The following is a 13,212-nucleotide window of genomic DNA, read 5'->3' on the forward strand; positions in this document are numbered from 1 at the left end:
TTGTCAATCCATCTGCGGTCGGCGCCTCTGAGGCGGTACTGATTTGCGATAATGACTCTTATCGCAACTCGGCATCTCCGCATGTCCGTGCTCAAAGGTGTCGTGCTCACCGAGGGTGGCTACACCTTTGGACCCGACGCTGACTCTGGGTGACAGGAGAAGAAGGCGGGCTCCGGGTGCCACCTCGGTCGACCAGGGGGAGGGCCCGTGGACAGCGATCCGGAGGCCAGGCTGAGAATGGAGCTATGCCAGCCCGGAAACGGCCGCCGATCGTGCACCCCAAGCCGGGCGAGTCGACGATCAAGGAGCTCTACGTAACAGCGTGGCGGTGCGGTCACCCTGATTGCCTCAAGCCGCTGTATCGGGTGAGCGACACCGGTGAGACGATCTTGAACATCGTCTCCCGGTCCTGGAACTCGACCGTGGACATTCGCCCGTAGAACGCGAATCGCAGCCCGGAGTCGCCAGCAGCGCGCTGGCCGACGTCGGGTGCCGGCGCGACGTGGGGACGCACCATGCGTCATGGTGGCTCGGCGGGCGGTATTGCTCATCGTGTACCTCGGTGCTTGCGGCGAATTCAGGCCGAGGGCGGAACGCAGTCGGTCGGCGTCGATGACGTGCCGAGGGCTGATCTGCACTCGAATGGCCGCATTGCCGCCCGCATCCGGGTGGTGGGTTCGTGCTCAGACAAACCGTAAGTCGTTCGAGCAGTATGCGGTATACGCAAGCCCGAGCAGGTTACCCTTGGCAAGCAGGCGCGAACGCATCTGATGAAGGGCCTGGCCGACCGGAAGCCGCCGACTGATGAGACCCTCGAGCAACAACTCTACGGCTTCGCCGGCTAGGCGCTGTGACACCGTAATCTCCGTCCCGACTATGCCGGCTGCACCCGCGCTGGACAGACCGTCGACGAAGTTAACGGGCGAATTTGGGGTGAGCTCGGCCGTGTGGCAGCCGTTAAGGATCACCAGCGGCCGCGTGGTGGACCAGTGCTCGTCACGCGGCACCCAGTCGGCGACGGCCCACGTCGCGATGTCCTGTGGGTAGATGGCCTCGTTGCGCCCCACCTCGATCCAAGCGTCGTCGGGTGTCCCCCGGCCATGGCAATAGAAGTACGCCAGGCCGAGGGCGTGCTCGCCGAGCGCCTCGCAGACCTCGTCGGCTGAGCTGGCCTCCCGGACACTGAACCCGGGCAACGAGGAAACCACCGCGGCAAGATGGGTGTCCGCCATCTCCCGGTCGAGCGCGAGGCTCTGTGCGATGGTGGCCGCCGGTGCGGACGGGAGGAGGATCTGCAACGGCAGCGACCTACCGCGTGTCGAGGCCGGCTGTTCTATCGCGAAGCGAAACCCCCAGAAGCCGAAGGGGCACAGCATGTTCTTCCGGGCGTGCTCGGCTTCACGCGGGCATCGCGTCGGAGAGCCGTCGATCAACGGTGCTCGATCGTCCCACTCCTCGACGAGGGGGCACAGGTCGTAGTGGCCGGACCGCCTGCGCTCGAGCGGAAGGTCGTAGATCCCTGCCCACGGGAAGACGAACCGGCTGCTCTCGACGCGAGCGATCTGCATCCCGTCGCCCTGTGCTTCGGCGAACGCGGGCAGTGCCTCAGGGGCATGCGGATACAACGCCGCCCAGTGTTTGGCTCCCACGCGCGCGAGCCGGGCGAGGTCCTTCACCAGCCCCAGCCGTGACTTTTCGTTGGCAGGACCGAGGAGGCTGCGGCGCTGGGTGCCGTCCTGCTTAAGGTGAGCCCTCAGCAGCGCCGCACGGAAGGCGTCCATCGCCGTCAGCAGCGTCCCCTCGCTGAAATCGACGGTGATAATGCCGTCGTCCGCGCCATTGAGGACCAGCGTGTGGCTGCCGCCGCGCTCGTTGACCAGGACGCCGGCCGCTCGCGCTCGAAGGGATTCGACGTCGCTGAGATTTTGGGTGAGCGTGAAGTCGACGTGCGCATGTTGACGTCCCGGGTCCCGCTCCAGTGCCACCACGTCGACTTCAACCAGCACGGACTGGACGACGTTGCGGCTGTGCCACAGCGCGACGCGGAGGCGGCCGAGGCCTGGTTCCAGGGGAGCCGTCACCGTGAGGAACGCGTAGTCATCACGGTCGCGAACATTGCAGGTGTGTGTGCCTCCGGGATGGCACGGACACGTGAAGCTGGCGCCCTGTCTGGGGAGGTAAAGGTGGGTCGGCTCCGTCGGCACGCGGAAGCCTTCGCTGGTGACGGTCAGCTCCAGCCAGTGTCCCTGCTGTGTTGGAGGCAGCCACTTCTCCGACACGGGCGGACTGTTGCGGTCCATGATCGACTCTGGTGAGAACTCGCCGACGTCGACCCGCAGCTGGTAGCCGCCTCCGGCGCGCAGGCCCTGGGTCGCCGGGACGCGGGTGAAGTCCTCTTGACGGACGAACGCGAGGTTCATGTAGCGAGGCGGCCGCCGAGGTTCGACCTTCGGCGGGCCGTCGCCCTTACGGCGCACGTCCTTCGGCGCCGGGGGCTCGGTGTCTGGGCTCTCGGGCTCCGCCGTGCCCGTGACCAAGCCGTAGACCTGCGGGTAGCCCGCCACGGCGACGCGGATGCGCGTTGCGGCGACCAGCGGCGCCAGGCGACCGAACTCGCCCTCTTCTATGAGCCGCGTGAGCTGCCGCTCCAGCTCTGGCCAGCCCGGCCCGGCGAGCGCGGGCAACCTGACCCAGTTGCGTCGCAAGTTGGCGACAAGGTCGTCGAAGTCTGCCATCAGTCGTCCATGAACTCGTCGCGCTTGCGGGGCTCACCGAGCCATTCGTCGACCTTCTTCCTGTCCTTCACCAGGAGCGCTGCAGTGAAGAGGTAGCCGAAGAATCCGACCGCGAGCCCGATGGAGTAGGCGGCGAAGACGTCCGGGTCCTTGAACGGGATCGCAGTCACGGCACCGCCGCTCACTGCCCCGATCACCGCCGCGAGGTCCGAGAGCTGGGCGGGATCCTCGCGACGACGCAGGGTCCGATAGGTGATCCAGCCGACCACGACTCCGAAGGCGACTGCGCCGATGATCGTGAGTGTTGTCGCTTCCATCATGCCGCTCCAGTCACAGTAAAGGCCGCCCAGCTCAGCTCGTCGGCGAACGCCGGCGAGTCGTCGCCCCGGCGTGCGGCCCACTCGTCGCGCGCGGCCCGCAGGCGCTCGTCGTCCGGTGCCTCGCGTGCTAACGAGTCCGTGAGCCGAGCCACGTCGTCATAGCTGACCTCTTCACGCAGCCACGCCTGCGCCTGCGCGAGCGCGCGGGCAGGATGAACCGCGCCCCAGTTCCAGCGCCGGAAGAACTCCGGCACGAGGAGCGACGTCGCAATGTCGCCGACCTCCCACAGAGAGCCGACGACCCAGCGTGTGCCCGTGGCGAGGAGAATGCCCGGCAGGCCGACGAGCTCGTCGAACGGGTCGTCCGGGGTGAACGAGGATGATTCACATGCCGCGAGGACCACGACATCGGGAGGAGTAGCGACCTCGCCCAGCGTCCGCGTCACCGTCAGCCGCCCATGGTCGTCACGTGAGGGCGCGCATCGCAGGAAGGAGCGCACCGGGTCGTCGACGTCGAAGGCGGCGTGCCCGGCAAAAAGCAGCACGTCGGCAGAACGCATCAGCTCGAGAACGGCGTCCGGCGTCGCAGCAGGGCCGGGGCATACGGTGGTAGGACCGTCATGGAGGGCCGCAACGGCACGCGCTTCGAAGCGGCTGAACGGCAGATCGCCCGTGGGGTCGACGACCTGGCCAAGCAGCCCTGTCGCAGGTCGCGACGTCCGATCGGAGATCAGCGAGAGGCTGGGAGCGAACGTGAGGCAGAACCGCTCGGCCGCCCGCCGTCCCTCCGGCAACGTGGCCGCGCCGAGCGGCAGGCCCGCCAACCGGGCAGACGGAAGCACCACCAGCCGCGACGTGTCGGCGGTCAGTCGCTCCAGCACGGCTGGCCACAGCTGCCGGCCCAGCGTCCGGCACAGCCGCGCCAGCGTTGTGGGGTCGCGGAGCTGCTCGGGGTCGGGCAGGTCAGCGCGTGTCATGCGCGGATCGAGTGCCGCCTCCGACCAGAGCGCTCCGGTCGCGTCCCGACCGGCGCATACCAGCTGGATGCCGTCCTCCACGACGTCGACCGCCACGACAGCCACCTCGGCCGGCAACGGGCGAAGCAGGTCCTCAAAGCGCGGGAACGGCGAGCGGGTCTTGTCGGGCTGGTGCTCGCCGAAAACCGCGGCGGTCGCATGCGCGAGCTCGCGCTCCGCCTCCGACGACTCGCGCGCGAGCTCAGGGTCGGGTAACAGCAGGTCGTTGCGTCGCCGCACGCGCAGCTCGGCCAGTGCGTCCGCAGCGCGCTCGTAGCGCAGCCAGTCCGCGTCGGACGTTCCGGCGGGACGGCTGCGTCGGCGCTCCATCACCGTGCGCAAGAACCGGGCCCGCCCCGATTCGACGATCTCCAGAGCGAACTTACCGTCGTCGGCACGGACCGCCGCGTTAGTCGCCAGCCGGTGGACGCGTTCCTCCCTGCGCAGACGCTGGCGTGCGGACCCGGCTGCGCCCGAGAGGTCCGAGCCGTGGAGGAGCTCGAACGAGGTGCGGAGCGCTTCGCGCGCCGCCGGCCACTGCCCCTTGTCGGCCATCACAAGCGCTGAGAGGAGGTGCGCGTTCCAGAGCATGGCCGGCGCACTGGTGTCGTCCAGCAACGAGTCGATTTCGACCAGCGTCTCCTCCGCGCCATAGGGGTCGCGCGCGCAGTAGCGCGCCTCGGCGAGGTTGAGTAGTGCGACCAGTTCGTCGCGTGGCGAGTCGGCCGCTCGGAAGGACCGCACCGCGGCCGCGTGGTCCTGGGCGGCCTGGTCGAAGCGGCCTTCGAGGCGCTCGACGGTGCCAACCAGGTCGACTGCTGTCGCCTCCGCGTGGCGGTCGCTGACGCTCGTTGCCAAATCGCGTGCCGTCTGTGCGTAGTCGAGCGCGCTGTGGAGGTCGCCGCGCTGGATCGCCACGTTTGCGCGGATGCAGAGGGCTCGGGCGAGCCGGGTGTCGTCGCCGTTTGCCGTGGCCCGCTCGGCGATGCGCGCCAGCACTGCGTCGGCGCCCGTCGCGTCGCCCATCGCGCTGAGCGTCTGTGCGGTCTCCAGCCCGACCAGCCGCTCCGGGTCCTCGACGCCGGCGTTGTGCAGGCGGCTCGTCACCGACTCCAGGACCGTGAGCGCCTCGCTTACCGCGCCGTCCTCCAGCAACGCGAACGCGAGCGCCCGTGACCCGAAGCATGAGGTCGGATCCAGCTCCGCCTGATGCTCGAGCTCGAGTGCGTAAGCGGTCCGCAGCTCCACCAGGGCGGCGATGCGGTCTCCGCGTTCCGCGAGCGCATTGGCACGTGCGGCGCGCTGCAGCACGCGGCTGGCAGGCTCGACCGACTCGGCATCGACCTCGTCGAGCTGTGCGAGCGCCTCGTCTGGCCGACGGGCGCGTGCGAGCGCGTCGCCGAGCATGATCCTGACCTTGGGATCGTCATCGAGCTTCAGGGCAGTGCTCAACGCGTCGACCGCGGAAGCGAACTGCTGGCCCTCGTGCTGGAGCGCGCCGAGGACGGCGTACGCATGCGCTCGCACGCGCGGGTCTCCTGAGGCGTTCGCTGCGCGCACCGCGCGCTCGGCGTAGCCGCGAGCCCGCAGGGGCTGGGTGCTGACGGCTGTGACCATGCGCCCGAGGGTCTGGGCGGCGAGTGCCGGGTTGTCGTGTTCGTAGCGACGGGCGACGGCGTCCAGCTGGTCCAGGGCGGCGTCGACGCGTCCGAGCGCGTGGAGGGCGATCGCGTAGTTGGCGCGTGCACCCCACTCCGTGGCGGAGGGCTGGCCCGACTTGATCTGCGAAAACGCGCGCTCGAACAGCTTTACGGCCGCGTAGGGCTCGCCCTGGCGCGTCAATAGTGCGGCTCGTTGCAGAATCTCGTCCGGGTCGTCGCTCTCAGCCGCGAACTGCTCGTCTGACCCGGCGGCCGCGCGGGCAGCTCGCAGGTTGTAGCGCGTCAGCTCGAGCTGGTCCAGCTCGCCACGCCGCTCCTGGTCGCGTTCGAGCTGCTCGAAGACCGGGATGGCCTCGTCCGCGCGACCAAGCTGGAGCAACGACGAGGCGAGGTTACCGAGGGCCATGCCCTCGATCTGCTCGAGCCCCAGGCGTCCGGCCGCATCGGCCGCGGCCTGCGCCGCCGCCATCGCCTCTTCCGCACGGCCTAGCTGTTGCAGGTTCACCGACGTCTCGTTGAGGAGGTCTGCTCGTATCTCGATGTCAGCGTCCCCGAGCAGCTCAACACCGCGACGAGCATGCGCCAGCGCCGCCGCCGAGCCGGGAGCGCTTAGCATCAGGAACCGGCACAGGCACGCCGCCAGCGGCGCACTGTCCGTGGTCTTCACGACCAGCTGCACCAGCGCTGACTGGGTGCCGCGTTCGACGTTCTCATGACGCGCGACATAGGCAACGAGTGCGGTCGCGTCGTCGGTCGTGACCGCCAGAGACCGTGTGGCCGCCTCCGCGTCGGAAGCCGAGACGTGGCCTTGCGCCAGCAGCTCTGCCACCTGCAGCAGTCCGCCCGGGCCGCCGGCCGATGCGCCGTCCACAGTCGTGGCCACGCCGCTGTCCATGCGCTCGGCCAGGTAGTCGAAAAGGTCGAGCAGCGACGTGACTGCGCGCGGCTGGACGGGCGAGGCCCGCCAGCGGCTCAGCATCCCGTCCAGGCGCGGATCGGTCGCCGCGCACAGCGCGTCCACGTCCAGCGCCGCGACCGCCGGTGTGACCGGCAGGTCAGGCAACTCCATTCCTCCCGCTCTGCCCAGCCGCAGCGCCAGCGCCAACTCATCGGCCTCCAGCAGTCGCGTAGCCGCCTCCGCCACCTCCGGCAGCAGCAGCTCGCGGTCATCGGCGTCGAGATCACTTTCCTCCAGGAGGCGGGCGGCCTCGGTAAACGCGGCGACGGCGGCCGTCCAGTCGTGTTGAGCGTCGACGGCGACGCGGCCGCTCAGCAGGTAGGCCAGCAGCCGATGGTCGACGCGGGCCGTCGCGGAGATCTCGACGCACCGCTGTGCCAGTGCGACCGCTCGTCCCGTCTCACCCATCTCGAGGATTGGCACGACGAAGTTGAGGCTCAGCACCAGCTCGCGTCGCCGGTCAGCTCGTGCCCGGAGCCTGGGGATCGTCTCGTCGAATGCGGTCAGCGCGTCGCCCAGGTCGTGCTGCAACAGCGTCGCGGCGTAGTTCACGCGCGCCGAGAGCTCCGCTTCGACGTCGTGACTGTCCAGCGCCGCGTCGATCTCGGCTCTGAACTTCTCCGGGGCGAGTGCGCTGGTTCGCAGTCCGCTACTGGGCTCGGCGTCCAACGTCTGCGTCATGGCAGTGACTATCTCGTCGTAGCCGAGACGACGGGCGATGTCCACCGCGGCTCGGAGGTCGTTCCGAGCGCGATGGGGATCGCCCGCGCGCTCCGCGAGGCTTCCGCGCAGCATAAGCGCGCGCAGCATGAGGTCGTCGCTTGCAGGGGGATCGGCGAAAAAGCGTCCGAGCACTGCGGACGCGTCTGTCGCGCGGTTTTGGGCGAATGCCGCATCGGCGAGCGCGAGGCGCACGGTGGCGAGGTTGTCGCGCAGCAGCGCTTCGATCTCCGGCGGGCCGGACGCGGTCTCCAGGCCGTGGGCGAACCACTCCTCGGCTTCCGCGAATCGCTGCTGCTCGGCGAAGTACTGCCCGGCCGTGGACGCCGCGGCGCCCACTTGGCGAGCGTCACCGGTCGCCTCAGCGGCCTCGAGCATCTGGGGGAGCAGGTTCTCGGCCTGCTCGTTCGCGCCGCGTGAGATCAGCAGCGCGACGAGGTTGGTGGTCCAGCGGCTCAGGTTGAGTGCGTCCCCGTAGCGCTGGCAGAGCGCGATCGCGCGTTCGTACGTCGCGATCGCCTTCTGGGGATTGCCGATCCGGTTGTAGGCGACGGCCATGTCGCCGAGGGCCCCGCACATTGCGGGGTCGTCCCCATTCATCGCCTCGGCGCGCGTGTACGCCTCGAGGGAGCGCACGGCATCTCCCGACTCGAGGAAGTTGCTGCCCTTGCGTAGGAGTTCGGTGAATTTCATCCCAGCAGCACCTCCCGGAGCTCGCCCAGCCGGTCAGCCTGTCCCAGCAGCTGCAGAGCGGTCGCCATTGTCTTCGCGACGTCGAAGTCGCCGTCGCGAACCGAGAGCGTGGCGACGTTCACCATGACGTCGACCAGCCGGGTGACGTAGACGGGATCCTCTACCGCCATCGCGTTCAGTTGGTTGGCGCACGCGAGGAACCGATCCCTCGCTTCGGTGATGCGCTCGTCCCTGAGAGCCAGATCACCGTCGAGCAGCTCGAAGTACAGTGCGGCGCGCGGGTCCTGGAGGTCCTGCGCGAGCGCCTTGCCGGCGTCAATCTCCTCGCGCGTCGCGTGCGCGACGTCGCGGCTGGCGATCGCGTCGTGCAACCGGAAGATCTCGAGCGCGAGCACCGAATCCGGAGCGCCGCCGAGGTGCGCCGCGACCGCGTCGTACGCACTGCTGGGTGCCATGCCTGGTCCCTGATAGGCCTCCAGCAGTGCGTACACCGCGGCACCCTCTTCGTAGGAGACCCCTCCGTACGGCGGCGACCCGCCGACCGACCACACCGCATCCATCCACGCCTCCTGGCCGTTGGCGAGGATCGCCCGAGTGAGCCAGTAAGGCCAGGACAGCGACTGCTCATCCACGGTCAGGATCTCCGTGCTTGCCGGAGAAATTGCGGTCGACCGCTGCCATCACGAACCGGTGCGCCAACGACACTTGGTCCTGCCGGAGATGTCTGTTCATCTCCAACTCGTTGCCGGACTGTTCGCAGCGATTTGCCCGTTGCCGCTGGCGGACGGTGGGCCGGGCGAGGTGGATGCGGATATTCGGCCGTCTCCACAGCTCACCGGCGGGCCGAGGGCTGCCAGCAACATCCCGTTGGCGAGAGAGGTGCACCGTGCTGCGTCGGCTGGCAGAGCATGCCGTCTCACACGAGAACAAACGTCTGAACATGGCGATGCGCTCCTCGCCTGCGAGCGCCCGCCGCGCGAAGGTCCTGCAGGGGCAGTCTGTGCACCGGAGGTGCTGCTCCAACCGCTCGCCGTGCTTTGGGCAAGCATGCACATTGCAGCCGTAGCACGTACCGAACTCGTCGGTGGACTGCGCCGCCGGACTGGTCATCGCGCTGACGGCCCCCACAGTGCACAAAAAGCACGTATCCACCATGGCAACCACCCGTCATTCCGTGCTGAGTAGTCGCCGCAACCCCGGCAGGTGTTTCAGTGGAGACACAACGGGTGGGTATCGGAGCGGCAGCTCGCGCGCTACTGATGGTCGCGGTCGTGCGGGACCTGCGGTTCGGGGCGGTCGGATGGGTGCCCAGCGGCGGATCGACGACACCAACTCGTGACCCCCGACGACGGTTACGACGGCGAGCGGCGGGTGGCTGTCGACGCCCAGCACGGTGTCCGGATCACCGACGCCGAGCGAATGGGGGCAGCGACACTTTCGTTGGCTGCTTGACCTGCCACGCCCCCTGGCGCGGGGCGAGACCCATACCTACTCGCTGGCGTTCCGGGTACGGGACGGCGCATCCATCCGGCCGTCATACATATTCGTGCCGCTGATGACGTGCGAGTCGCTCAGCGTGCGGGTCCGGTTCGACCCTCGGCGACCGCCGGAAATGGTGTGGCTGGTGGATCGGGTGCCGCACTCCGTGCTCGCCGATCCGTCGCCGCCGGGCCCGCCGCTGGCGCTGGATGATGCGTGTGAGGTGGCGCAGGAGTTCGCTGGCCCGCAGCAGGGATATGCCTACGGGCTCCGGTGGCTGAACCACGACGTTCCGTAACGCGACACTGCAGGCGTGACCCAGCGAACCGGATTTCGCCGCGGTTGAACGGCCGACTCGGCGGCCGTCGCCAGCTCGGCGGTCGTGGAGTGGTGTTGCCGGCTTTCCTCGGCGAGACTAGTGAGGGGACTGGCCGCGTCCATGTCGTATATCCAGTGCAACGGCGACATCTCGAGTTGGACTCGGGGGTGCGGGACCAGATTAGCGGTGTCCTGCTTTCGGACTGTAGCCATGAGCGACCTCGGTTGCGCGCTCGCAGGTTGAGTTGCCACTGAGCGACGCCCGACGGGTAACGTGCTATCCGCGGCAGAAGAGTGCGTTAGTCATTCTTGGTGGAGTCGAGCGGGTCATCATCGACCTTGTCTGCTTCCCGGGAGACCTCGAACCCGAGGAACCGCAGTCGGACCCACATGGGGTGCGCGGAGGTCTTCACCATCCGCGTGATGACCAGCACCGTTCCCATCGTGACGACCAGCACGGCCACCACGACGTACGGCGACGCTCCTGCGAGGAACCCCCACATCACGACCCCATTCCCGGCCTCAGGCCGTGGCCCGTGTCCGACCCGTGTGATCCAGACCCTGAGACGGTACGATCGCTGCTCGTCATCCGGCGTCGGCGTGAGGGCATTCACGCAGGTCAGGCGGAGGCAAGTCGTTACATCAAGTGACATCCAGGACGGAGGCCCGGTGGCCAAGCGTCTCCCCGGCCAGCCGAGGCGATGGGCTCGCTTCATCGGCGGCACCGCTGAGACCCCTGAGACCCGTGCCTTGGCGCAGTTCCTGCGGGAACTCCTGGATCGCTGCCCCGAACCGCTTGGGGAAGTCGGCCGGCGTCTGAACGTGTCCGCTCAGACCCTGTCGAACCGGGTCAACGCGCAGAAGCGACCGGACTGGGACTTCGTGCGGAACGTGGTGCATCTGGCATACGGCGCTGGCGACATTGCAGGCCGGTTGACGAAGCTGCACGAGGCCGAACAGTTGTGGCGTCGAGCCAGCCCGGCCAACACAACGTCTCCTGCGTACCCCGGGGTCGCCCAGCCGGTGCCGGTCGAGGACGACCTACGCAGCGGCGGTACTGACGGTTCGGGCGTGCCGGCGATGGAGTCGCTCCCAGCCGTTGCGGGCGTGGGTCGTGTCCCGGCCGAGCCGGACGTGTTCGTCGGCAGAGTCCAGGAGCTGGAGCAGCTGGAGTCGGTGGTGGCCGGATCGGGTGGTCGTGCGGTGGTGGTTGCGGTGCACGGTTTGGGCGGGGTCGGCAAGAGCACCCTGGCCGCTCGGTTCGCGGGGCTGCACACCGGCCGGTTCTCACCAGTGTGGTGGGTAGCAGCGGACTCGCCGGCAGCGGTAGAGAGGGGGTTGGGAGAGCTGGCCGCCGCGCTGGCGCCGGAGACGGCGACACTGCCCACCGAACAGCGCGTGGAGCTGTGCCTGCGATGGCTGGCGACCCACGAGGACTGGTTGCTGGTGTTGGACAACGTATCCGGCCCGCAGGATGTGGCGGGGTTGCTGAGCCGGGTGCGGACAGGCACGGTCGTGATCACCAGCCGCCAACGCTCAGGATGGCGGGCTACGAAGACAGTGCCGTTGGATATGCTCACCGAGGACGAAGCGGTAGCACTGCTGGCCCGGATCGTGCAGTCGGAGTGGCCGGACGCGAACCTGGCCGGCGCGAACCGGTTGTGCGCTGAGCTGGGGTGGCTGCCACTGGCGGTCGAGCAGGCAGGCGCCTACTTAGCTCAGACACGTACCAGCCCTGCCGCTTATCTGGACCTGCTGGCGCGGTTTCCGGCGCGGATGTTCACCGCGACGGCGGAGGGCGGTGACGCGCAAAGGACGATGGCCAGAGTTTGGCACGTCACCCTCGACCGCCTCGCCGACACTCCGGCTGCGGGGCAGGTGCTGCGGCAGCTGGCCTGGTTCGCAGCGGACGGCATTCCCCGGAACTTGTTGGCTGGTGCTTTGGGGGAACCGGACCTGTCTGAGGCGCTGGGCCGTCTGGCGGCTTACAGCATGGTCACTCTGACCGGAGACACTGTGGCAGTGCATCGTCTCGTTCAGGCGGTCACCCGCACACCCGACCCCGCTGACCCGCACCGTCAGCCCGCCGACATCGCGGCCGCCCGAAACAGCGCCGCAACCTTTCTCGCGGCCGCCCTCTCCGATCTTGACCCGGACTCTCCCGCTGACTGGCCTGTCTATCGGATGGTCCTGCATCATGCGCAGGCTCTTCTGGAACACACCAAGCCCGACGTCCACACTACGCAAACCGGCCGGTTGCTCAACGAGCTGGGCCTCTACCTCAAAGGGCAAGGCGAGGTCGGCACCTCCATTGACTACCTCACCCGCGCCCGTGACAGCTACCAGCGCCTCAACGGTCCCGACCATCCCGACACGCTGAACTCGCGGAACAACCTGGCGGTCGCCTACGAATCGGCGGGTAATTTGGGGCGGGCGATTCCACTGTTTGAGGCCACGCTCGCCGACTGCGAGCGGGTGCTGGGACCTGACGACCCGTACACGCTCACTTCGCGGAACAACTTGGCGAGCGCCTACGAGTCGACGGGCGATTTGCGGCAGGCGATTCCACTGTATGAGGTTACTCTTGCCGATTTTGAGCGGGTACTGGGACCGGGCCACCCTGACACGCTGAGCTTGCGGAACAACCTGGCTTACGTCTACCGGGCGGCGGGTTATCCGAGCCGGGCGATTCCGCTATACGAGGCCACCCTCGCCGATCGGGAGCGGGTGCTGGGAGTTGACCATCCCGATACGCTGAGCTCGCGGAACAATCTGGCCTACGCCTACCAGTCGGCGGGTGATCTGGAGCGAGCGATTCCGCTATACGAGGCTACCCTCACCGACCGGGAGCGGGTGCAGGGACCTGACTACCCCGACACGCTGACCTCGCGGAACAATCTGGCCTACGCCTATGATTCGACGGGCGATTTGGGGCGCGCGATTCCGCTGTATGAGGTCACTCTCGCCGATCGGGAGCGGGTGCTGGGAGTTGACCATCCCGACACGCTGCTCTCGCGGAACAACTTGGCGAGCGCGTACGAGGCGATGGGTGATTTGGAGCGGGCGATTCCGCTGTACGAGGCTACCCTCGCCCGCTGGGAGGGGGTGCTGGGAACCGACCACCCCACGACCAAGACCATCCGGTCGCTCATCGACGGAATGCGATCGACATGAAGTTGCCGCCAGGCGGTCGTTTACGAAGCGGGGCAGACGGCGACGCGTAGAACGTCCGCTCGTCGGCAAGACAGTGCGTTGGGTGTGAGGTTGCGGATGCCATGTGCGCCGCGAGGATGTAGTTCGGGTGCCGGTCGA

The 13,212-nt window shown here is 68.2% G+C and carries 6 protein-coding genes; 1 reads left to right on the forward strand and 5 read right to left on the reverse strand.

Features of this window, described 5'->3' with window-relative positions; genetic code table 11:
* Positions 1-683: 683 nt before the first annotated feature.
* The 5 genes from MUY14_RS07345 to MUY14_RS07365 form a co-directional block, all read right to left on the reverse strand.
* Entirely contained in the window at positions 684-2,735 is a 2,052-nt protein-coding gene (locus MUY14_RS07345; RefSeq protein WP_247022002.1) for a hypothetical protein, read from the reverse strand.
* The gene (locus MUY14_RS07350) at positions 2,735-3,055 is read right to left on the reverse strand and encodes a hypothetical protein (protein WP_247022003.1); all 321 of its coding nucleotides are present in this window, start codon (positions 3,053-3,055) and stop codon (positions 2,735-2,737) included. Before MUY14_RS07350 ends, MUY14_RS07345 begins: the two co-directional genes overlap by 1 nt.
* Positions 3,052-8,103, reverse strand: a complete 5,052-nt coding sequence (locus MUY14_RS07355) for a CHAT domain-containing protein (protein WP_247022004.1) — start codon at positions 8,101-8,103, stop codon at positions 3,052-3,054. The genes MUY14_RS07350 and MUY14_RS07355 overlap by 4 nt, the downstream gene beginning before the upstream one ends.
* Positions 8,100-8,735 carry a hypothetical protein gene (locus MUY14_RS07360; RefSeq protein WP_247022005.1) on the reverse strand — a complete coding sequence of 212 codons (636 nt, stop codon included), beginning with the start codon at positions 8,733-8,735 and terminating at the stop codon, positions 8,100-8,102. Before MUY14_RS07360 ends, MUY14_RS07355 begins: the two co-directional genes overlap by 4 nt.
* Positions 8,736-10,199: 1,464 nt before the next feature.
* Complete coding sequence (locus MUY14_RS07365) at positions 10,200-10,403, reverse strand: hypothetical protein (protein ID WP_247022006.1); 204 nt, start codon at positions 10,401-10,403, stop codon at positions 10,200-10,202.
* Positions 10,404-10,569: 166 nt separating this feature from the next.
* On the opposite strand from MUY14_RS07365, the gene fxsT reads away from it, so the two are divergent.
* Positions 10,570-13,074, forward strand: coding sequence for an FxSxx-COOH system tetratricopeptide repeat protein (gene fxsT, locus MUY14_RS07370; protein ID WP_247022007.1), 2,505 nt, complete (start codon positions 10,570-10,572; stop codon positions 13,072-13,074).
* Positions 13,075-13,212: the final 138 nt, after the last annotated feature.

It is taken from the genome of Amycolatopsis sp. FBCC-B4732, from assembly GCF_023008405.1.
Taxonomy (GTDB): domain Bacteria; phylum Actinomycetota; class Actinomycetes; order Mycobacteriales; family Pseudonocardiaceae; genus Amycolatopsis; species Amycolatopsis pretoriensis_A.